Origin of the sequence: Caballeronia sordidicola (assembly GCF_000729995.1) — a bacterium.
GTDB lineage: Bacteria > Pseudomonadota > Gammaproteobacteria > Burkholderiales > Burkholderiaceae > Caballeronia > Caballeronia sordidicola_A.
Genome location: NZ_JNFG01000034.1, coordinates 1 through 22,630, shown reverse-complemented (window position 1 = coordinate 22,630; position 22,630 = coordinate 1). Strand labels below are relative to the sequence as shown.

General features: G+C 58.4%; 15 protein-coding genes, 1 tRNA gene and 5 pseudogenes. 8 read left to right on the top strand and 13 right to left on the bottom strand.

Annotated elements, in window-relative coordinates; all coding sequences use genetic code 11:
- Positions 1-301: 301 nt before the first annotated feature.
- Positions 302-2,110, top strand: coding sequence for a hypothetical protein (locus tag FH08_RS0127445; RefSeq protein WP_031361422.1), 1,809 nt, complete (start codon positions 302-304; stop codon positions 2,108-2,110).
- 494 nt (positions 2,111-2,604) lie between these two features.
- On the opposite strand, the gene FH08_RS0127440 is transcribed toward FH08_RS0127445, so the two are convergent.
- Both FH08_RS0127440 and FH08_RS0127430 read right to left on the bottom strand, forming a co-directional pair.
- A complete protein-coding gene (locus FH08_RS0127440) occupies positions 2,605-3,156 on the bottom strand; it encodes a shikimate kinase (RefSeq protein WP_031361421.1) in 552 nt (183 codons plus the stop codon).
- Positions 3,157-3,953: 797 nt separating this feature from the next.
- Positions 3,954-5,210: a hypothetical protein gene (locus tag FH08_RS0127430; protein WP_031361419.1), complete on the bottom strand. Its 1,257-nt coding sequence runs from the start codon at positions 5,208-5,210 to the stop codon at positions 3,954-3,956.
- 81 nt (positions 5,211-5,291) lie between these two features.
- Between FH08_RS0127430 and FH08_RS52655 the strand changes: the two genes are divergently transcribed.
- Positions 5,292-5,798: a hypothetical protein gene (locus FH08_RS52655; protein ID WP_160172509.1), complete on the top strand. Its 507-nt coding sequence runs from the start codon at positions 5,292-5,294 to the stop codon at positions 5,796-5,798.
- Positions 5,799-6,019: 221 nt separating this feature from the next.
- Here FH08_RS52655 and FH08_RS0127410 read toward each other — a convergent pair whose 3' ends face one another.
- The 8 genes and pseudogenes from FH08_RS0127410 to FH08_RS0127360 form a co-directional block, all read right to left on the bottom strand.
- Positions 6,020-6,895: a GNAT family N-acetyltransferase gene (locus tag FH08_RS0127410; RefSeq protein WP_035567251.1), complete on the bottom strand. Its 876-nt coding sequence runs from the start codon at positions 6,893-6,895 to the stop codon at positions 6,020-6,022.
- Positions 6,896-6,960: 65 nt separating this feature from the next.
- Positions 6,961-7,372, bottom strand: a pseudogene (locus FH08_RS48640) (helix-turn-helix domain-containing protein).
- Between the two features lie 446 nt (positions 7,373-7,818).
- Positions 7,819-8,256 (bottom strand): annotated as a pseudogene (locus tag FH08_RS0127395) (Lrp/AsnC family transcriptional regulator); the annotation flags it as partial.
- Positions 8,255-8,956: pseudogene (locus FH08_RS48635) on the bottom strand (IS4 family transposase); the annotation flags it as partial. The pseudogenes FH08_RS0127395 and FH08_RS48635, both read right to left, overlap by 2 nt.
- A 35-nt stretch (positions 8,957-8,991) precedes the next feature.
- A complete protein-coding gene (locus FH08_RS0127385; RefSeq protein ID WP_031361415.1) occupies positions 8,992-10,434 on the bottom strand; it encodes an ISKra4 family transposase in 1,443 nt (480 codons plus the stop codon).
- Positions 10,435-10,736: 302 nt separating this feature from the next.
- Positions 10,737-13,667, bottom strand: coding sequence for a tetratricopeptide repeat protein (locus tag FH08_RS0127375; RefSeq protein WP_051888586.1), 2,931 nt, complete (start codon positions 13,665-13,667; stop codon positions 10,737-10,739).
- On the bottom strand, positions 13,664-15,238 hold the full coding sequence (locus FH08_RS0127370; RefSeq protein WP_031361412.1) for a tetratricopeptide repeat protein: 1,575 nt from the start codon (positions 15,236-15,238) through the stop codon (positions 13,664-13,666). Before FH08_RS0127370 ends, FH08_RS0127375 begins: the two co-directional genes overlap by 4 nt.
- Positions 15,239-15,522: 284 nt before the next feature.
- Positions 15,523-16,032, bottom strand: coding sequence for a hypothetical protein (locus FH08_RS0127360; protein WP_031361410.1), 510 nt, complete (start codon positions 16,030-16,032; stop codon positions 15,523-15,525).
- Positions 16,033-16,577: 545 nt separating this feature from the next.
- Between FH08_RS0127360 and FH08_RS0127355 the strand changes: the two genes are divergently transcribed.
- From FH08_RS0127355 to FH08_RS0127345, 3 genes are all read left to right on the top strand, one after another.
- Positions 16,578-17,450, top strand: coding sequence for a 3-hydroxyacyl-CoA dehydrogenase (locus FH08_RS0127355; RefSeq protein WP_235210515.1), 873 nt, complete (start codon positions 16,578-16,580; stop codon positions 17,448-17,450).
- Between the two features lie 21 nt (positions 17,451-17,471).
- Positions 17,472-18,425 (top strand): 3-hydroxyacyl-CoA dehydrogenase NAD-binding domain-containing protein, encoded by a 954-nt coding sequence (locus tag FH08_RS0127350; protein WP_031361408.1) that lies wholly within the window; start codon positions 17,472-17,474, stop codon positions 18,423-18,425.
- Positions 18,426-18,525: 100 nt separating this feature from the next.
- Positions 18,526-20,034: a CoA transferase gene (locus FH08_RS0127345; RefSeq protein ID WP_051888584.1), complete on the top strand. Its 1,509-nt coding sequence runs from the start codon at positions 18,526-18,528 to the stop codon at positions 20,032-20,034.
- Positions 20,035-20,325: 291 nt separating this feature from the next.
- Here FH08_RS0127345 and FH08_RS48630 read toward each other — a convergent pair.
- The 3 genes and pseudogenes from FH08_RS48630 to FH08_RS0127325 all read right to left on the bottom strand — a co-directional run.
- Positions 20,326-20,718, bottom strand: a pseudogene (locus tag FH08_RS48630) (integrase); the annotation flags it as partial.
- Positions 20,719-20,726: 8 nt separating this feature from the next.
- Positions 20,727-21,047, bottom strand: a complete 321-nt coding sequence (locus tag FH08_RS52025) for an Arm DNA-binding domain-containing protein (RefSeq protein WP_160172508.1) — start codon at positions 21,045-21,047, stop codon at positions 20,727-20,729.
- A 110-nt stretch (positions 21,048-21,157) separates the two neighbouring features.
- Positions 21,158-21,234: transfer RNA gene (locus FH08_RS0127325), tRNA-Met, on the bottom strand.
- 168 nt (positions 21,235-21,402) lie between these two features.
- Here FH08_RS0127325 and FH08_RS0127320 point away from each other — a divergent pair.
- From FH08_RS0127320 to FH08_RS54440, 3 genes and pseudogenes are all read left to right on the top strand, one after another.
- Complete coding sequence (locus tag FH08_RS0127320) at positions 21,403-21,792, top strand: hypothetical protein (RefSeq protein WP_051888583.1); 390 nt, start codon at positions 21,403-21,405, stop codon at positions 21,790-21,792.
- Positions 21,785-22,316 (top strand): annotated as a pseudogene (locus FH08_RS48625) (tyrosine-type recombinase/integrase); the annotation flags it as partial. The gene FH08_RS0127320 and the pseudogene FH08_RS48625, both read left to right, overlap by 8 nt.
- 37 nt (positions 22,317-22,353) lie before the next feature.
- Positions 22,354-22,410: a hypothetical protein gene (locus FH08_RS54440; RefSeq protein ID WP_419178026.1), complete on the top strand. Its 57-nt coding sequence runs from the start codon at positions 22,354-22,356 to the stop codon at positions 22,408-22,410.
- The last annotated feature ends 220 nt before the right edge of the window (positions 22,411-22,630 follow it).

Here is a 22,630-nt window from a genome sequence, read left to right as displayed (position 1 = left end):
CTCAAAAAAACCGTAGGCCTTAAGGATCTCCGCATGAGGTTACGCAAAGACATTAATCCGAAATCAATGCATATTTGATGGATATCAATAAATTGCAAGGATTGGCTAGTGCTGGTCCATTGAAAGTAGCGTGACGAAGGCCATTCAATTTGAAGACTTGTGTCAACAACATATTTCGAGGTAGCCTCATCTCGGCTGCCAGCATGATCTGTCAATTTATAAAATACGCCCGCTTCAGTGGCCATTCTTTGTGTAGAGAAAAGTATCCATTAAAAATTAAATTTACAATAGGGGATTTGACATGCGCAACATCAGCTTCATCTCGATTATTCGTTACGTGAAGTTTGCTTTCGCATATATGCTAATTTTCCAGATTTCAGGCTGCGCTACCAAAATTACTGCCTTTAGGGGATTAGATCCACAAGCACTTGAATGTCAGCGATATGCGGGCAATGCCTACTCGACCGAGATTCAGGAGAAGCTTACCGAAAACAAAAATCTGACAGAAAGTGAAATGCTTGGGAACGCTACCGGTTGTTACGAACAGCACGACAAACTTATGCTCGGGAATACCTCGAATTCTATCAAGTATCGATTAAATTTCCTTGAGTTCAGGGAAGATGGTGGGCTGAGGGATCCCGGCCAGTGGAAAGCCATACAGGATGCCATCGCCGGGACGCCCGGGCCCAAGTACGTTGTAATGTTTGTCCACGGTTGGCGCCATGATGCGCGACCTGATGACTCAAACGTGCGCGCGTTCCGCACGATGCTTGCGTACTCGGCACGACATCTGTATGAACGGCAGTCGGAATATGGCGAAGATGCACAGGTCATTGGCATCTACGTTGGGTGGCCAGGCAACGCATGGCGATGGAACTGGATTGACAATCTGCAGGTGCCTACATGGCTGACGTTCGAGTCCCGTAAAAGAGAGAGCGAGGATCTGGCACCGTACGTGTCGGATTACATTCACCGGATAAGACACGACCTTGATGCAAACAGTGGTCCGGAAAATCGCAACAGGTTTTTAATTGTCGGCCACAGTCTTGGCGGCAACCTTCTGATCAATGCACTCAAGGAGGAATACGAAAACCTGATTCCACCAGAAACAAAAAATAAACCTATTCCACCAGTACATGGCGTTTCAGATTTGACTGTTTTGCTTAATCCCGCAAGTGATTTTGAGAACTGGAAAGAAATTCAGGCCAATGAATATGAAAAATCTGGCTATCATATACCGCCAAAATATGAATCTTTTGAACATAATGACACGCAATTTTTCTCTTCTGACCAGAAGCCGATATTAATGTCGCTCACGGGGACATGCGACTGGGAAGTCGTTCAAAAAGTTGATCCACAACATGATAAGGAAAAAGATGGCCCGTTTGACTGTGACACGGCTACCCGCTGGGCATTCTCTATTGCACAGATTCTTACCCTGCATATCGGCTCCGACCAATACCGGGCGATCGGCCATGTTCGCGCTTATCGTGGCATAGATGGTTCCGGTGTCCCCAACCAAGACTATGGCACAACTCACGAACTGGAAGTAGGCAACCGCAGCACGGCGAAACAGAGTCCCTCGTTGGCATCAACTGAAACTGGCGACGACGTCAAAGAAAGGGCAACCTCTACCGACAAGAAGAAATTCGCGCCTTTATATCTTGAAGCAGCAACGCACCCTGATCAGCCGAAATGTCCTCTTGGAAATTACTGGTTAGACAAAGACCAGTCAGTTATGTCCAAGCCTGACGAGGGTGGAATGGAATGGGGAAGGGAGTGGGATAGTGATGAAACGTATGGTATTCCCATTCCCACCTCCCCGGGAGCAGTCCCCCTTCAAATGCGCCAAGGAACATTTAGGCAGAAATTCCGGCACGATGGTTATGATGGATGCAAAAACGAGCCGACTGAATGTGTCGGCAAAACGTATAACACACTTGGTCCGGCACACGACCCCTTCTGGAATGTTGCCAGCCATGAGTCCATTATCCCGGATCACGATGCCGTGTTTAGCCCGCCACTATTGTGCCTGCTGGATCAGATCGTTCTTGACCCGATCGTTGGTGGCCCGCAGTCTACTTCTCGGGTAGTGACGTCAGGAAAATGAGGCGTCACTGCGTCACCGATAAAGATCCTGCCGTCCCGCTCGGTCGCACCGGGACGGTATGTCGAACTGTTGCTGACCGTTTGTGGGCTGATGATGACCATCGACGCTTTGATAAACCCTGGGCACAACTGGAAGACGTTTGTTACGGACGGCGCTCTGGATTTTGCGAATGTAGCAGCGACGCTATTGCTATTCGTGGGACCAGCCAACGCTTGGTTTGGCAGTATCTCCACTCCGTCAGCCTGGGAAAGTAAGCCCTGTGCCCGCCTTGATACCTGAGGGCGGCACGTCGATTGTCAGCGATCTGGACACCAGCACCGAATGACCGTAATTGGCCGCGTCCCGCCCGACGCATTTGGCGCGTGTCGATCCTGTAACGACGTTCAGCTTCTCCGAAGCGGACATTCGCGCCCATCTAGCTGAATTCTATCCAGCAAACAGGCCATCCGCATGGGTGCTCGCCCACTTCGACGTTCAGCGCAATCATGTTTGTATTACGACGCGGAACGTTTGGCGACGCCGGCCATCTCGAGTTGCATCAGGAGCTTGTTGACCAGCCCGTCGACCGACGGCCGGCCGGTTTCGATGACGAAATGTGCGCATTCGCGATACAGCGGATCGCGCACCTCGTAGAGGGCTTCAAGGCGCGCCTTGGGATCGGCGGACTGCAACAGCGGGCGATTCTTGTCGCGCCCTACGCGCAGCCACAGGTCGTGGGGATTGGCGCGCAGATAGATGACGAAGCCGCGCTTTTGCAGCACTTCGCGGTTTTCAGGCCGCAACACGGCGCCGCCGCCCGTCGCCAGCACGATGTTCTCGCGGCCGGTCAGATCGGTGATCACGTGGGCCTCCCGCTCGCGAAAGCCGGCTTCGCCTTCGAGTTCGAAGATCGCGGGGATGCGCGCACCCGAGCGCGCCTCGATTTCATGGTCGGAATCGAAAAACGGGCGTGCCAGTCGGCGCGCGAGCGGCCGGCCCACGGTGGTCTTGCCTGCTCCCATGAGCCCGACAAAGAATACATTGGCGTGCGTGTCCCGTGCTTGCAACGGTGTCCTCTGGCTATTCCAGTAAGATTGGTGTCGCAACTCACGAACCCCTGCAGTTCGACGAATTGCTTTACGCGGTCGAGGCTGCCCAACTCCTCGCCCAACATCAACGACAGTTCTAATGCGACTTCCCGCGCGAATCGCCTTCCGTCCTCTCCGTGTATTCGGCTCCGAGTTTTCCTCGGACCAGAGTTCGAGCCGACTTACCGGAAAGAAATAACAAATCACCTCAGCGAGTTGCATTCCGATAATTCGCAGCAGGCGTACTTGCCTTAAGGCAGTTGCTTAGAAACTCGTCAAGTTTTTTGTCTGCATTCGTATTTCATAAAAATTAGAAATTTGCAAAAGTACATGCGAATTCTGCCGTTATAGGGCGTAGTTGCTTATATCAACTTCTCGGAAGCATACGTTGATATGTTCGAAGCAAATCATAAGTAAGAGGCAATCGTTGATCCTGTGGTCATGTTCTTTCGGTTCATAAGAGAGTTCCAAGAAAACACATCGCATATCGCTTGTGGTTTGCTGCCTTACGCCGTGAGCATAAGCAGTGCATGCCTCGCAACGCGCGACGCTAACGCGGAGATTGTTGACGATCTAGACGGTTCCGTCGAGCGTCCCTTCATGGCCGACAGTCGCCGATGACCGCGCGCATCGATCGCCGCAGGTCTCGCTTTTACGCAGGTAGCATAAATCGACCCACGGCAATCGTTCAGATTTCTCCAAAGCGGCCGTTGAACGCACGGTGCAACCAGATGGCGCAGCAGGAGTGACTCGTCTGGTAGACGGTTTTATTGGTGCTATTCACGCCCCTGCAGCTGCGTGACGACCATGTCTCGCTCCTTTTTGAGAAAGGTCAGTAGCCTCTCTTTTATGGCCGCCAGATCACGATATTGCGGCTGCCGCGAAAATTTGCTTCTATCATCTAGTGCGCTTGGGTCAAAGAATTCGGTCAGCTGATTGGCGCGCTCCCGAAAGGCCCGCATGGCATGGAAATCATCTTTTTTGAATGGCTCTCGCAGGTGGAGATACTTAGGCCCAAGATTTATCAGACTCACAAGCTTGTTGCTATGGCTCGCATCGCGAATGCCAAAACTGGTTTCCGTCGGCATTGGTCTGGAATCGTACCCGCTGTCCTGCAATCCATGCAGCAGATAGAGCCCGACATCGACCCCTTCCGGGCTGCCCATATTCTCGCTGCGAATCAGACCCTCCAACGCCTCTATGCTCAGCAGTGGCTTTTCAGGCGTCACGACTCGCCGGTCTTCGCGGATGCCCCCTGTTGACTGGACGGTTTCTTCCCTGATTTGCACCTTGGCCAGCTCTGGCTGGGCTTCGACCGTAACTTCGATGACATGCCGCCCAATTTCCTTCGTCTTTACCCTCAGCCGGGGAACATATAGCTTTTGCTTGCTAGCTGTGAGGTACACGTCGAGTTCCAATAATCCAAAGTGGAAAGGTGCCCCGCTGCCCGCGTTGATCCAGTCTGCGATCGCGTCAACGCTGACGTGAATGCCGTCACCCGCAATGAGGTACAGGACCTCGCCGCTGCGCAGATGCTTCTCAACGGCATTCGAGTAGGCGTGCTCGTCGTCGACACCGAGATGCTCGACCGCAAATTCGATCAGCGTTTGGTTTGCCGCCAATTGTCGGCTGGCTTGGGACGACTTTCGGACAACATTCTCGATATCTCGCAAACTCATCGCTCCGAGTGTCAGCCCATACTGAAAGATCTGACCCACAACTTCGCGCACGGCTTCCGGATTGCGCCAGAGCTTCATTTCCACAACTGCGAAGTGACCATCATCGGTCAGGAAAAGGTTGTCGATCCAACCGGACTTCTCGCCCGGAAAAGACAGCGGAATTTCCATCCCAAGTGAAACCAAGCGTCTCGCAGAAGGAAAGAACTCACGGTACGGTATCAGACTTGGACTGGCGTCAACAGCACGCTGGAGGTCTTCCTCGGTAAGCTTTAGACCATCTGGCCGACGTTTGCTAATGAGTGTGAGCTCAATGGGCACACCGTTATTGTCGAAGAGACTTGGCGTTCCGGACATGGTTTCACGAGTATAAGTAGGACGAAATTGCGTCTGATGCACAGATCGGCGCGAAGAGCTCGAGATTACCGATGGATCGTCATGTCGGCTGCTACCAGCAATATCAAAATGAGCGGTTCCGCACAATGGCCGAACTTTGCAAGACAGCATCGGCGCGGTTGTTTTGAACCTTCGGCGACACATTCTCCCGTTCGAACGCAGATCGACCTTGTTAGTGGCCGACAGCAATCGATATCTCCGGGCTCGAAATCAATCGAATTTGTGAGCGATTTTCACGCGCTTACCGAACGGCCGGTTGTGGCCGACAGGAGGCGCTCGCAGCCGGATCCTCGATTGGTTCCACATCGCGATGAAGTTCAAGACGGCGCAGCGTTCCGTGTTCGGCAGCAAGATGATCGCCTCGCTGGAACCGGAGTGAACGGCGGTCGAAATCTGCCACTAAACGGCGGCGAGGGTTTTCTGGGAACAGTTCTTGAGCAATGCGTGGGCGAAAAGTCTCGTAGTTTCACACGGGAACGCTCGCGTTTGGGGATTAGCCGGGACGAGATCCCGAACGCGCCGAACGATGCGGGGAAGCGCTACTCGTAGGAACCAGCGTTTTCTCATCGCACCCTCAACACCGGTAAAGCCGGCGCCAACGATCACCACATCCGCGCTGCCGTTCGGAGGACCTTCGGCCGCTCCAAGGAACTGGGGTGCGGTATCAAGCCAGTAGGGTTTAAGTTTCATGAATAGTATTTCCAGATGGTGATGAGGAGTCGCCTACAGCGCACGCTTTCATTTCACAATAGATTGGTTGTACCTCGACGCTATCCAAGCGACTGGTTGGCGAGTGGGAATACCCGTTCGCCGGAGTGATGCAGCGAACGCTGGCCCCGAGACATTGAAACTACTTGATCGACCTTGATCAGCCCCGCTATCTCCAGCCAAGTCGAGAGTCCACTATGCTCAGTCACGTCAACCCGCACGAACTCGCCGGTCAATCGAGATGCTGCGTCTCGAATCAGAGCCTTGGCATCGGCAGCGCCATCGGCAACGACGGGTCCAATAACGTATCCCCGGCCGAAGCGACGGCTACACGCATAGCCACGCACCACACCCGACCGGTTGACTACCGTAAACCTCCCCACGCTAGACAACGCAGCGAGTAACTCACGGCGGCTAAAACCGATCGCACGCTCGTCGAGGCTGGCGATCGCCTCGAAGTCATCCTGGTGTGCGACATCGATCTTCACCTCTGGTGCCGGAGGCATAACCTCATTTAAAACCCCTTGATGCTGGTGGATTCGTCCATCGGGAATAAAACCGAGCCGGCCATATAGTCGATAGCCCTCGCGTGTCGAGTTCAAGAAGACTGTGCGGCCATCGGTTTGCCGCAGCAGATCCAGCACAAGCTGCTGGCCGAATCCACGGCCTTGCAAGGCCGGTGACACGATAATCATCCCAAATGTGGCATGGACGTCCCCAAAGGGCCACCACATGGCGGTCGCTACTACACTCCCCGCGTCCTCGATTACTGCAGCCTTGCCGAGGGCGAAAGCAAACTGCCAGTCTTCCAGTCGATACGGCCATTCCAATGCAGCCGAGAGTTCAACCGCCGCTGTGAGATGGCGGTCCTCAAATTCAAGCAGGGAAAAACCGTTCCCTAAGACTGTTGGTCCGGCTGCCGGTAAAGACGTTGACATTCACCCTCCTACGTAATGCAGACCGACCTATTCGGACTGCTACTCCAACTGGATCTACAGATTTTCTACTGGTAGCGGCAGGCGAGCGCGGGCGACAGCATCAAGCGTGCGTCCAGAACCAGCACGTGTGTTGCCCGGGAGCGCAGCCACTTTCGAGCGCGCACGCTTGAGAACGCAGTTAGGGTCATGCCGCAAAACTGCTTGAAGTGGCGCGCAAGATGGCTTTGATCGAAAAATCCGACTTCGGCGGCGACCCTCGAACCGGGCAGCCCTGCGAGTAACAAAGTTTGCGCACGCTGGATTCGCAAGCCGCGTAAATACCGGTATGGTGATGAGCCCAATTGTTGCCGGAACAAAAGAAGCGAAGCGCGGAACGCTGAGTGCCGACAGTTCGGTGAGTTGCGCGAGTATCACGGGCTCATCAAAATGTGCTTCTAAAAATGCACGTGCTTCGCTAAGCAGAATAGGGGACTGCATGGCTGCGTCACGACTAGTTGCGTAGTTGATCCCACCGCGAGGCGCTGGAACGAACAGGGTTTCGGGTGGAACCGGCGTGCTGCCTTTACCGCCGAATGCCGAGTCACGCAGCGTCTTCACACTCGTGAGCAATGCGACCATCAGAGTGTCGGCTACAGCCGCCCGGCGCGCACCGCCATCGGCGAAAATAGGGAGGGTCTTGCGCCCGGCCTCGGCCATGCGCATTGGACATGCGCTCATGCTTTTATCACCTCCTCCGTCTGCATCCTATTAAGTTCGGCCAGCGAATGGTGACAGAGATTTTCGGCCCCGGAAGGTAGTTTCTTCGTGGAAGCGCGAGTGGCATTACATAATCCATCATACGCACCGAACAGCGCGCCCGAAACGCGCAGAGCTCCGCAATATCCGCGAACCGCTTCATCGACCATCGTCGCTTGCAGCAAGGCTCACCCCGCAGCAAAGAGGGTCTCGAGACGATAGTGCGTCTTGACGATCGGCGAATTAATGATCACGTAGCTGAAGTACTTCTCGATCCCGATGTTGCGCTCCAGCAGCCCCTCCATTACGCTCTGGTAGTGGATGACGTTGCGCGTGACGAACTTGAGCAGATAGTCGTAGCCGCCCGTCGCGTGGTGGCACTCCATGATCTCATCGACGCCGCGAATGGCCTCGATGAAGCGTACAAAGTCTTCGCGACGATGGTCTGCGAGCGTGATCTTGGTGAACACTACCTGGAAGTCACCGAGCTTCTCGATCCGGATCAGGGCGCCGTAGCCCGCAACGAACCCAGCCTTCTCGAGCCGCTTGAGGCGCGTGAGGCACGGGCTCGCCGAGAGTCCGACCGCATCGGCCAGATCCACATTGGTAATGCGGCCGCGCTTCTGCGATCAACGCGCCCCATATTTCTTGATGCACCCCTTGGACGGTGCGACTGCGCAAGGTCAACTGCGAACCCAGCATCGATTGCTTGATCTCCCGGAAACTGGTTTCGATCTGCCGGCGGCGCTCGTAGCAGGCAACGATATCTGCGGGTTTGAAGCGCCGGCGGTCCCCTAGCGAAGTCAGCAACACACGTTCGCGCCCGCGCGTGTCGATGGTGCGGATCGCCCGCGCATACCAGAATTCGGGCAAAGCCGCGCACTTCTTGCGCGCCTGCGGCGAGACGCGCATGCGCATCGTCCGCGGTACCTGAGATCACGTCCCAGCAGGTATTGGATTTGGCTGGAATCAGGAAGTGGCGATTGCGTGCTCCCATCGTCAGGCCACACAGAATCTCAGCGGCCAGAAAGCCCTTATCGAACACAGTCAGCGAGACTTCCGGTATCTGCGGCAGCAGGCTTTTGGCGTACACCCTTTCGTTGGTGTCGTAGCGACCGAAATTAATATCGGCGCCAGATGCGTCGGAATCGAGGTGAGCGTCACTGCGCGCACCTGCGGATAACTGGCCACCTTGCCGCTGGCGTAACCTTGTGCGCCGAAGTGCTCGCGGTTGGCCGGGCTGTCGGCCGTGCGCAACGTGGTGCCGTCCATCGCCCACAGGCTCAAGCCCTTGAACGCATGGTGAGCCGCGTCCTGCGTCGTCCAGGTGTCAAAGAGTGCAGTTAAAACCGGAGGCAGCGCTACGCAACACGTTGGCAGCGATCGTCACGTTTCTGCTCTACGGGGAATTGCAGTGGTTCCGGCATTTCCCGCATTTTTAGATCCCCGTTTAGCGCGGCGACCCGAACCTGAACGAGCAGGTGCGCGCCCTTATTGGTCCAGCGCATCTGCCGCTTCTTCGCACAGCGCAAGCTCACGACTTCATTGACCGCCGATTCCGCGATACTGCTGCTGATTGGCATGCCGCGACGATAGCGCCATCCGTAGTTGACCAGGTATTGGCCATTGGATTCCAGGTACCAATACGTCCCGCGAAGATTCCACCACAACGCCATGTGCGCCGAGTCTTCCGGTAAGAGTCCGAACATGTCATGGATGCGCTTGAGTCTTTCGACGGCTTTGGAACCTTTGCCGTGCCATGTCAGCCATTTCGCCGACGCGATTTCGTCTTGTACAGGGTGCCCGTTTGGCGCCAACAGGTGAGGAAATTTTTGTGCCGATTGCTCGATCGAGCGAAATTTCATGGCAATGTGAAACCAATCCAAAATCCGATTCAACGGCCTCCTGGATCCATCGACGGCTTTCTCAAATTCGCCTGCGCCGTCATAGACGATTGTGATTTTCTGATCATTCGCGACGCCTTGCACCGAGAGAAAATGATCAAGTCGGGTCGCGGCCGACGTGACCTCCCGATTGACGTATCCATAAACTTTGCAACGGCCATCGTCGCGAACCGCACGGCCGACGATGATGTTCACGTGTCGCCCGTTAGGCGGTGGGCGCTTCGAAGGGTAATACTGCCAGAGCTTGGCTTCATCCTGTTCTTTACGAGATGGCCGGTGGCGCAGCCATGCAGAATCCACCGCAAGAGCGGCTATCTGGACGTTGCTATCGGTCGGCGGATAGTCTCGTTCACCGCGAATCGCGCTTTCGGCGTGATCGTCGAGTTCTTGGCCGACCGTCCATACGCGATTCCTCAATCCTGAGGTGGAGATCGTTTGATCGACCGGCAAAATCTCTTTCAGCAACGTCGTTGCCACCGCATAGGGAAGATGCGCTGCCCACTTGACTTGCAAGCATTCGAGCTCAGGACTGACCCGCAGCGGCATCGCTAATGCGAGCGGACTGAACGATTTTGCGCTTTGGTCTTGAACGCACTTGCAGACGCGCAGCTGCGGGCTGTCGATCGTTACTTTGCCGAAAACCGTTCGGTATCGGATCGCATGGGTCGCTTTGATCGATAATGCCCTGCCGCACTGTGGGCAATTCAGGGAGGCCGAAACAACAACACGAGTCTGTGCGCAGACCAATGCACGCTGCGCCTCGTGTACCAGACTTCTGCCTTCCGTCAAGTTTAAGCCCAGTTGCTTGAGATCGCCGTCGAGCCGTTCAAATTCAGCCAATCGTATTGCCTCGCCGCCGCCAACGCCGTCGTCAATTCGCGCCTCGATTATCATACGCATGACAGCCTCCGCAATTGATCGTGAGGCAACAAATATATCGCTACTCTGCCTTACCGCCTGCCTCCGGTTTTAACTGCACTCTTTGACAACGGCCGCTATTTCCAATATGCCAACCTTCTCACCGGCGCATCTGGGATCACGCCGGAGTTCGCACCGCGCGATGCGCCTTGGAACGAACGCTATTTTCATGTAGAGGATCCTGACAGGCACGAAATCAGCTTCGCCCCCGGCCATTGAGTTGAGCGCGCGATGGGGCGACAACATTGGAGAAAAGGCTTTGGCATTTCAGCTCCAGACGCATTTCAGTTAGACGCCATCGAGACTGTGCGAACTGGAACAGTCGCCAGCAAATTAGCTGCCAATCGATGAGCGCGCTCTTGTTCGCCTGCTGTCAGCCCCGCACCAACGAGTTCTTCGACAACCCGAGCCGCATCCGCATAGACACGCAAGCCGCGTTCGACCGCAAAGCTGGTCTGCGCGCGCAGAAGCCACGCGTCGCCCAGCGCTTTGTCACGCATCACGCCATCGCCCGTCAGATAGCGCATACCGGTTTCGTACTGCTGCAATGGGCTACCAAGCAATGCGTCGTTCAGAGACGACAGCGCATCCCACGCTGCGTCGCCGTCCTCTCGCGTGGCAGACGTTCGCTGCCTGCCACTAGTACCCGGCGTCACCTCATCGATGGCGATGGCAAGCCAGTACGCCGAGCGCTCGTCAAGCGACGAGATATTCCCCGCGGCCTGCGCACGCAACGCCAGCGCGATCGCCGCTGTTTCGGATCCCAACGCAGCGGCTTTGCGATACCAGCTTAGCGCCAGCGCCTCGTCGTACGGTACACCGATGCCTGTCTCGTACAAATTCGCAAGCTCGCTGGCTGCCTCGCCCGAGCCGGCCGCCGCTGCTTTCTCGAACCAGTTACGTGCAGCAACAACGTCCCGTGGAACGCCGCGTCCAGCCAAATAGGCCTTGCCCTGCAACGCCATCGCATCGGAACTGGTGACCGCCGCCCGGCTCGCCCACATGAACGCTTCCTGATCGTCCTGTTGGGCGCCGAGCCCCGTGAACAGATGCCTCGCAAGAGAGTCTTGCGCCGAGGCGTTGCCCTGCGCCGCCGAACGTCGGAGCCAGTAAACAGCCGCTCCGAAGTCGGCCGTTACGCCGCGGCCCCGGTCGTACGAATCGGCGAGGATTGACTCATAGACCGGATCATTCGTACTCGCGAGCCGCCACTGCCAGTAAACGCGGTCACGTGCTGCCTCGTCGCGGCCGTTCACGATACCAACTGCCAACTGACGGATCGCGAGCGTGTCGCCCGCGTGCGCGGCGGCCGAGCACCAGCGTTGTGCCGCGTCTGCGTTCTGTGCGACGCCCGAGCCGTTCGCGTAAGCAAGGCACAGCACGCGCTGCGACACCAGGTCGTTCAATTCCGCACCGCGCGTAAACCATTTGACCGCCGTCACCTGATCGGGCGTCGCGCCGACGTTTTTGGCGTAGAAATCGCCCATCGCGGAATAAGCAGGACCAAACTTCAGCGCGACGGCCTTGACCAGCCATTCCTTCCCGGTATCCCTGTCGGCCGACGACGGACGCTTGAGCAGATACAACCCGAGCATCGTCTGCGCCTGCGCATCACCTGCGCTTGCGGCGCGCTTGAGATATTGCTCGCCGAGCGCTTCGTCGCGCGGTACGCCGTTACCGTACAAGTACTGCCAGCCCGCCGCGCGCTCCCCTTCGACATTCCCGGTATCCGCCGCCTTGCGGAACCAGGTTAGCGCCTGCGCTTTATCGACCGGTTCACCATCGCCGGCGAATAACATCCTGCCGACCATCATCGCAGACGGCGCATAACCACGCTCTGCGCCGGTTCGAGCGAACCGGTAAGCGAGCATACGGTCCTTCGGAACGCCGAGCCCGGAATAGGCCATTGATGCAAGATTGAACGATGCAACCCCGAGCCCTTGAGCAGACGCCCGTTGGTACCATTGATTCGCCTCGACCAGATTCTTCGGCTCACCTTCTCCATGCTGCAGCATGGTGCCGAGATCGTTTTGCGCAGATGCGAGACCCGACTGAGCAGCACCGCGCATCCAGCCGATTGCAGTAGTTAGGTCGATCGGACCGCCAAGCCCCATTCGATACGCGACCGCCAAATCGAACTGCGCAATCGTGTCGCCGTCGAGCGCCGCTTTCCGGTGCCATGCACGCGCACGCACAGGGTCGCGTGAGATGCCGACGCCGCCCGCATACAATTCTCCGAGACGGCGCTGTGCGTAGACTGACCCGTGTTGCGCGGCCATCGACATCAACGCAAAACCGCGTTGTGTATCACGCGGGACGCCCGTCCCGGTCAGATACAGATCAGCGAGCACGGCTCGCGCCTGGACATGATTCTGCATAGCCGCCGCGTTGAGCCACCCTGCAGCGTTGTGAGCGTCCTGCGAGACACCCGAACCGCGCAGCAAGGCAATGCCCAGCAGAAACTCCGCATCGGGGTCGCCGTGCAACGCTCCCTGAATGAACCACGCGACGCCGCCGGGCAGGTCCTGAGGCAGGCCCGGCCGGCCACTGAACAGCAGCCGGCCCGCGTTGGCCGCGCCGCGGGCGTAGCCATTCCCGGTAGCCCGCGCAAACTCCGTGTACGCCGATATGAAGTCGACCGGGCCACCCTCGCCGTTGTAGTCCATCAGGCCAAGCGTGGCGGCCGCGGGGCCATCGCCGTTGTTTGCCGCGAGAGTCAACCAGCGGCGGGCGGTCGCATAGTCCTTCGGCACACGCTGACCGTCGTGGTAGAGCGAGCCAACGACGCGCTGCGCTACCGGCGAACCATCCACCGCGGTCTGCTTCAGAACCGCGAGACCCGCATCGTTGGGCCGCATCGCAAATCCGAACAACATCAGTTGCCCATAGACCACGCGCGCGTCGAGATTGCCAGCGGCAGCCTCCGCACCGCACGACGCAAGCAGTTGCGCCGTCGTCGCAAGCGGTGGTGCCGCCCATTCCTGGCCCGCGGAGAATCGCAGGACGCATGGTGTCGTCGGATCGCTGAACGCGATGGTCGGCACGGTCCCAACCGATTGCGTCGCATGAGCGGCGCCTCGATCCACGGGCGGCATCGCCTCGGCCGCGATTGGCGCGAGCGTCGCCGACGTCAGCGCGAGCGACACGAAGAACGAACGCAATGCCGATTGCCGCAGCGGCGAACGATGAATCCGATCAGCGAAATCTGGCCTCACACACCGCCTCGCTTGGCCATCATCCACTCGTTGGTCCCGTAAGGCTGCAGGTCGTTCAAGCGTGCCGCGTAAGCGCGCGCCGCAGCGTCGTTGTGTTTCACGTAACGCTCATAGCCTGCCGCCATGAACCACGTCTCGGCGAGTGCGTTCTGTATAGCGACGGGATCCCTGATCGAGATGACCTGGAGGTACACCTGATCGATCGTGACACGGCCTTGCACATACAGCAGCAGCGAGCGGCGATAATTTCCAAAGACCGGCTGTGAAGCGCGCCGGATGTAGTCTTCGAAAAAGGCGTTGGCGGGTGCCGCAGCCGCGCTTCTTGCACGAACGTACAGATAAAGCGATGCCATGTAATCCTGATCGAATGCCCCCGAGCCCCTGGCAGTATCGGCCAGCGCCTCGATCGCGTCGGCCCAGTTCTCCTGTTGCATGTAGGCCAGCGCCGCCGAACCCGAGACCTCAACATAATTGCGGTATATCGCTGACGGGGTCGCTGACATTGCAGCCTCGTCACGCGCCTGTTTACGCATCGGTGCCGCAAGCGCGATGGCAGCGTCGATGCGATTCAGACCAACCAGCGTCGTAACTTTCGACTGTCTATAGCTGGTCGTATCCGGTGCGAGTGCGATCGCTTCATCGATCGCCGTCAGCGCCTCCGCATTCCGGTCGAGCCCGTCGGAGAAGATCGAAATATTGCTGTAAGCCTCTACTTTTGCATCCGTCGTCGCGGCTGACTTTAGCGCCTGCCGTGCACTCTCCAGTTGTTGCGCAGCGCTAGCGCGCAGCGGATTGGTATCGCCGAACGGATGACGTCGCTCGCTTGCGGGGTCGATACCTAGCGCGGTCAGTTTTGCACGCGTGGGCACGTCGATGTTTCGATCGATCTCCCAGCGCGCGAACTGCACATAGTCCGCCCGCGCACCTGTGGTGTCGCCGGTTGCCTCACGTTCGATAGCGCGTCTGCGATAGACATCCGCGAGTGCCGGTTCTAGCGGGATGCCTTCCGTGAACGCATCGATGGCTTCCTGATGACGCCCCATAGCAGCGAGCGTGGAACCGAGTTCCTGATAGTAGGGCATGCCAAGCACACGATCCATGTCGTGCGCAACCTCATGTGCATCTCGGACCCGGTTTAACGTCGCGAGACTCTCATCGTTGCGTTTGTTGCTTCGATACAGGCGCGAGGCCAACAGCAGTTGTAAATCGGTCGGCTTCGGCATCAGTTCGATCGCGGCAAGTTGCGTGTCGAGTGCGGCACGGTCATCGTGAAGTGCCATTTCGAGGAACGTCAACTGTTGCAGCACCCCCACTCGCAAGGCAATCGGCAGGCTGTGCGAAGCCAGACAGTCGTTTGCGACCCGGGCCGCATCCGCGATATGGCCGGCGGCTGTTTCAACAGAGATGCGCTGACAGGTAGCAAGCACGTCCGGCGGTAAATAGGCACTGCTCGCGGACTGCGGACCGGCCGTTGTGCTTATTGCCCGTTGAGGTGCGGAGTTGTGCGCACATGCGCTCAAGCACAATGCGGCAAACGCGGCGGCTGCGCGACGACTTACGTTGTTCTTCATTGAGTGTTCGAGTGATAGAGTGGGCGGCGCTCGCTCAATAATTTTGCGCCACAGCACCAATATCGGCAGACAAATGAAGAACTTGATGGTTGGAACATTCAAGCCGATGAATCACACTCCCGCGCCGTTCCATACTTTCGTGCCGAATGAACCAGACCGGTTCATATCCGATAATCTAGCCGAGATCGACGCTCGAGATAATGAATCGATTACCTTTCCTGTGCGGTCGAATTTGGCGGTCAACTCCGCGCGGTCCCGCGTCAATTTTCGGCCAAAATCGTAACTCACGAATGACCATCTGACACGAAGCCGCAACTCGAGAAAAGGCGATCCGATGCGCGGTTTCCCACAGTAACCATCGCGCAACAATCCGAATAACCCAGCACCGCCAGCGACCGGACTGCTGCGTCTAATAGCGTGTTCGCGTCGCCACTTAGCTTGTACTCTGGCGCAGTTGCTACGACGGCGATGACCGGGCACCCATAAGGCTTGTAGTCGCTTACAAGGCATACCGACCGAAGCGTCCCATAATCGACGAAGTTCCACGACGCCGCACAGACCCAATCGCCGTAGCGGCCGTCCAGGATGGCCTCCACTTTTTGAACGTATTGCATTTCGCTCTGTCCCGCGTCATCAATCGTTCCGCGAAACGCTTCAAAAAGCAGTGTGCCTAATATTTCAGCATCCCTTCGATCGACCTCGCGCATATCTGGCGGTGCTTGGCCGGGCGACGGATGGCTGGGAAGGATGCGTCGCCAAAGCCGCGCGGTTCGCCTCCCCGCTTCTTGCGACATGCCTGAATGCCTCCTTCCCGGCGTGAAAAAGATCGCGTGATTGTCGGCGATTCAGAATTAGACGTCCACCGTCCATAGCTGGCCGAGGTCGACCCGAATCGGACCTACGACACTTCGTGTCAGCGATGGCCGGTTTCAAAGGTCAAACGGTCATCACGCAACAACATGCCTCTAATGGGTACGGAACGCCAGGCGTATTCCAGCTTTATGTAATAGCCGCCATTCGCGCCGCCAACTACCATCAGAAAGTTGGTTCTGTAAACGTCTCTTGGCTTCGGTATCCGAGGTAGTTCTTTTCGGCACGACGAGCACGAAAATGAACAAACCCACGGCTCTTCTACAGAGGCTCTAGCCGCGACCAAAAGGAATTTCGCGCCGGAGTCGTCGGCCCCAACGCCAACGCAAGTTGCGAAACTGTCGCACGCTCCCGGCTACCGGGCGGTACACAGTCGCGCCCGGCATCCAGTCTCTCTTCCAACGGCAATGACACGAAAGGACACACGATGACTTCGCCCCGAACCAGCGGAACGAATATTTCCGCGGACGTGACCCGCTCCGGCCGATTGTTTTTCCTCGAACTGAGCGGTGGCCGCATTCACTCGATCAATCCCGACGGATCCGACCTCAAGACGATTGTCGCGGATTGCCGCCTCCCCGACGGCATCGTCGTGGACGTGGATGCCAGTCATATCTACTGGACCAACATGGGTTCGATCGGCCTCCATGACGGCTCGATCGAACGTGCCGACCTGGAGGGCAAGAATCGCGTGATCATCGTCCCGCAAGGCGTCACGCACACACCGAAGCAGATTCATCTCGACAAGGAAAATGGCAAGCTCTATTGGTGCGATCGAGAGGGCATGCGCGTGATGCGCGCCAACCTCGACGGCTCTCAAGTCGACACGCTGGTCGCGACCGGGCAGAGCGACCAGCACCGTCTCGACCAGACCCGGTGGTGCGTCGGAATCACGATCGATCCGAAGCACAAGAAGCTCTACTGGACGCAAAAAGGTCCGGACAACGCCGGCCTGGGCCGCATCTTCCGCGCCAACATCGACCTCCCGCAGGGCGAAGGCCCGACAAACCGCTCCGACATCGAGGTGCTGTTCGACCGGCTGCCCGAGCCCATCGACCTCGAGCTCGACCTCACGAAGCGTGTTCTCTACTGGACCGACCGCGGCGATCCTCCGCGCGGCAACTCCGTCAATCGCACGCCGATCGACGGACCGGCGACGTCTGAAATCCTCGTTACGCACCTGATGGAGGCAATCGGCATCGCACTCGACATTCCTGGAAATCGGATGTTCGTCACGGACCTCGGCGGCTCCGTCTATTCCGCCGATCTCGATGGAAAAAACCCGCGCAACTTCCTTTTCGCCCAAGGCAACCTCACCGGCATCGCCTATGCCGAAGTCTGACCCACGTATTGGAGACATGACATGACTGATACCAAGAGCAAGCCCATTCGCCGCATCGCCATTATCGGCACCGGCGTGATCGGTGCCAGCTGGACCGCGCTGTTTCTCGCCAAGGGGCTGAAGGTCGTTGCGACGGACATCGCCCCGAATGCCGAAGCCCCGCTCAGGGCGTTCGTGGAAGCTGCGTGGCCGGCGCTCACGAGATTGGGCCTGGCGCCCGGTGCGTCGCAAGCGAACCTGACGTTCACGCCCGTGCTCGCACAAGCGCTCGAGGATGTGGACCTCGTCCAGGAAAACGGCCCCGAGCGGCTCGAATTCAAGCAGGATCTCTATCGGCAACTCGATGAGCTGCTGCCCCCTCACGTGATCATCGCGTCGAGCACATCGACCCTGCCCATGAGCAGCATCCAGGTGGGCGCCGTGCTGCATCCGGAGCGCTGCGTCGTCGGCCATCCGTTCAATCCGCCGCATCTGATTCCGCTGGTCGAGATCGTCGGCGGGACCAAGACCTCGGAAGAGACGATCCAGCGCGCCATGGAGTTCTATACGTCGATCGGGAAACAGGCGGTGCGCCTGAACAAGGAATTGCGGGGCCACGTCGCCAACCGTCTGCAGTTCGCGGTGGCGCGCGAGGTCTATTACCTGGTGTCAGAGGGTGTGCTGAGCGCCGCCGACGTCGACACCGCCCTCTCCTGGGGGCCGGGCCTGCGCTGGGGCTTGATGGGCAACATGATGCTCAATCACCTCGGCGGCGGCCCGGGTGGCATCGAACACTTCTTCCATCAGTTCGCCGGCCCGATGACGGCTGGGTGGAAGGAACTGGGCTCGCCGGAGCTGACGCCGGAAGTGCAGAAGAAGCTCATCGATGGCGTTCATGCCGAAGTCGGATCGCGGTCCATCGAGGAGCTGGAGGCAGAGCGCGACGAGTTGCTGCTCGGCCTCATCGAGCTGCGCACCAAAGGAAAGGCGCGTTAAAGGTACGGATAGGTACGGATGCGGCCGCTCCACGCGTGGCCGCGGCTCGCGTGAACTGATCGCGGGCAGTTGACACTCCCTTATCGAAAAAATCTCCCAAATGAAAGACTCGACCAATCTTGCAATCGAAAGCGGGCCGGATCGGCTCACCGGAATCATTCAATCGAATCTCGGGAATCCGGCGCGGAGCGCGGATATCGACCTGCACGGCGCGCTCAATGACGTACTGAAAGACGTCGGGTTATCGACGGCGGACAGCGGTGGCAAAATCACTTTCCACGGCCGCGATCCGATCATTCCCGCGCTCTTCCGGTTCGGCTCATTGTCCGCGATCGCCCTGGCCGCCAAGGCCGTCGGCGTCGCTGCACTATGGCGACTGCGGACCGGCGAGGAACAGGACATCGAAGTGGACGTTCGTAAAGCGTTGCGGCGCTTCGCGGGGTTCTTCGATCTGAAATGGGAGACGCTCAATGGACGTCCTCCAGCCCTCAAGATCGATACCAATCTCTTTCGCGAAACCCGAGACGGACGGCACGTTGTGCCCCTGAACATCTATCCCAAGCTGGCTGCCCGCGAGCTTAGCCTGCTCCGGTGCGACTCCAGCCCGGAAGCCGTGCGCAACGCCATTCTGCAATGGCGTGCGGACGACCTGGAGAATGCGGCGGCGGAAGCCGGGATTGTCATCGCGAAGGTGCGCACGTTCGAGGAATTCCGCAAGGAGCTTCAGTACACCGAGGTCCTCTCGAGAATGTCGCTGATCAACGTGGAAAAGATCGGCGAAAGCGAGCCAATCCCTTTCAGGAAAGAGGGCACCAGTCCGCTGGACGGCATTCGCGCACTTGGGATGGGGCACGTGATTGCCGGAGCGGCCATCGGGCGAGACCTCGCTTTGCACGGGGCCGATGTTCTCAACATCTGGCGGCCGTTCGACGACAGCGAGATCGAGGCGTTCGCGTGGGACACTCAGGTCGGGATGCGCTCGACGATCCTGGACTACTCGACGGAGGATCGCGCGAAATTCGATCTCCTGCTGAAGGATGCCGATGTCTTCTTCGCCAACAAGCGTCCGGGCTATCTGGAACGCCATGGTCTCGAGGCCGAGGAGCTCTGCGGCAGGAAGCCTGGGTTGATCCATGCCAGTGTCCTGCTTCACGGTGCCAAGGGCCCCTGGAAGTATCGTCCCGGATTCGATGAAATTGGCGCGGCCGTCTCGGGGCTGTTCGCCGTCGAAGGTACGCTCGCGCGTCCGAAATCGCCGCCGATCATCCCCATTGTCGACAACGTGGTGGGCTGGCTCGGCACGGTCGGCGTACTCGCGGCGCTGCGCCGGCGTGCGGTTGAGGGTGGCAGCTATCGAGTCACCGTTTCTCTGACGCGAACCGTGCTGTGGCTGTTCTCGCTCGGCATCTTCGACAGGGACTATGCACAGGCGACCGCCGGATCTACCGACGAGCACGCCTACGTCGCCCCCGATCTGTTCACTGCAGAGACCCCGCTGGGCACGTATCAAGGCATGACCGACCAGGTGTTCTTGTCGAAGACTCCCGGGGCCTTCAGGACGGTGCTCGTGCCACGGGGTTCGAGCAAGCCCGAATGGCTGGCGCGGTGAAGGTGCGCGATCTGCAGTTCTGCGAAATCAGATAGGGGCGCGACTGCGTTACCGTTGATGTTGATCAGCTTCCTGCAAGCAAAGAATGCCATTCCGTCTCTGCCGTTGCGATTGAAACGGTGGGGGCCGCCGCGCACCCATGCAAAGACCGATGAAGCAACGTTCATCGTCGCGAATTGAGTGGCCGCTTTCTGGGGTGGATCCGACGTCTGAATTTCCGAGCAACGGTGCGTGCGAATGACGCTTCATGGCCGGCTAGAGACAGTCTATTTATTATGTACTACGATTAAATTACACGCGGATCCGCTGGCCCTCGTCCAGACTGATGTCGTTGTGACGCCGGTCATAGAGCTGCGTGGTGCGCGTCGATGCATGGTTTGCCATCGCCGCGGCATTCTCCAGCGTGCCGCCGTCTTTCAGATAGGCGTTTGATGCCGGTCGCGCGAAACGTATGGTCGCCGATCTTTGTATCAATGCCGGCTGCCGGCACCCGGCGCCGCACCCTCGCATACGCGTTCGCCTGCGGCAGTGACCTACCCGTAAGTTGCCCCCGGTGCCGCACCCGATCGTGCGGAGCAGCGGGCCTTTCGGATCGGCGCTGATGCCGGTGCCGTCGAGATACGCGTGCAGGTACGCCTCGAGCGTGTGATGACAGGGCATCTCGTGACGCTTGCCCTCTTTGTCGGGCGGCCTCAGCGTTCGTGGTGTGCAACTGGATCAATGCCGGCAGCAAGGAGGTTGCGAGTTTTGTCACGCTGCTGACGGGCAGCTTCAAGGCTGACGCGAGGATAATCGCCGTACAACAGACATTTGGCATTGCTGCCCACGCGGTATTTGAAGCGCCACCACTTCCTGCCATCCGGATGAATCAGCAAATCAAGACCCTGTCCGTCTGGGAGTCGCCGGGTTACGGTTCCCGGCTGTTCGTCACGAATGACGGCCTCACAGAGGCGGTCGCGGACTTTCCGCGCCGTTTTGTCTGTAACGGAAAGTTGTGTCTTCAACGGGGTCACAATCGGTTCCTTGATCAGTTCGTAGCGTGGCCGGCTGCGGCGGCTGCAACGCCCCAAAATAGCAAGGCAAAAAGGCCCGTCAGGCGTTCACCTTGACGGGCTTCATATGTTGGTTGCGGGGATAGGATTTGAACCTATGACCTTCGGGTTATGAGCCCGACGAGCTGCCAGACTGCTCCACCCCGCGGCGCGGAGTGTACTGGGGTTGTCGGTTCCGGTCAACAGGACTCAGACCTGCCAGCGCCGCAGGTGATTGGGTGTTGGCGGAGTCCGCCTGACCTCTCACCGTGAGCGCGGATCAGACCGCCCAATCTATATCTGATAATGTCCTTTAAAACATATATCAGGAGCTGCCATGCCGACTCCGGACACCCTCCGTTTGACCCTGGTGCGCGCACCCGACGATGAGGCGTCCTTCAGTCCGGGATACCAGGCAGAGCTGCGGCAGTTCTACAGCCTTGCCCGTGCCGAGGGTGGAAAGATAAGCGCGGTCACCTTCACGACGGACAAGCCGGACGGGGGCGACGGCTTCGTCGGGGAATTTTTAGTCCCCTTCGCCTCCATCGCCGGGTCAACGCTTGGCGCAGCAGCCAGCGCCTGGCTGCAAGGTCGAGCTGGGCGCACGTTGCGCCTGAAAATGGGTGACACGGAAGTTGAGGCAAACTGTCCCAGCGAACTGTACGGGCTCTTGAGCCTGACCATGGCGGTAGCGGAACGTCTTGAGAAGCCGAACGATCATGTCTGATATCGGGCTCGTTGTCCGATCTCCGGCGCCATTGCCCGCGTTGATCACCTATGCCGGCGAGCGGGCCGGTGTGCGCTTTTTGGAGTTCTTTGCCTCAGCAATCCGCGACCCACACACGCGCCAAGCTTATGCGCACGCGGCGAGCAAGTTTCTCGCCTGGTGCGCGCAGGCCGGCGTGATCTCGATTACTGCTTTACAGCCGTTGCACGTGGCGGGCTGGATCGAGTTTCAGACGCACCGCTCGTCGGCGCCGACCGTCAAGCAGCACTTGGCCGCCAATCGTCACCTGTTCGGCTGGCTCGTGACCGGCCAAGTCGTGCCGCACAATCCGGCTGCATCGGTACGCGGGCCCAGTCACACGACCCCGCAAAGGAAAAACGCCGGTGCTCGACGCAACCGAGGCACGGCAGGTGCTCGATAGCATCGATGTCGGCACGCCGATCGGCCTCAGCGATCGGGCGTTGATTGCGCTGATGGTGTTTTCCTTCGCGCGGGTGGGCGCTGCGCTCGCAATGCGCGTCGAGGGAGATTGAACCTCGCGACATCACGTCCGTAGAACAATTGCACGAAAGGCTGATGACGCAGTTGAGATTTCCCGGCTGGTATGGGAAAAACTGAAACGCGCTCTGGGATGCTATCGTCGCACTTGCGGGCATGCCGCTCGTTCTTCGTTTGAACATATATGAGCGCATTCCCCTTCCTAGTCCGGCCGGTTCGCTTGCGAACCCATAGGCGAAGCCGAGCGGATCAGGAGGGGGTCAAGCGAACGGTTTTGTTTTCGCATTCTTCGCGGCCGATTTGCGGGCGTGCTCCTCAGTGCCTTGCGCATCTACGTAAG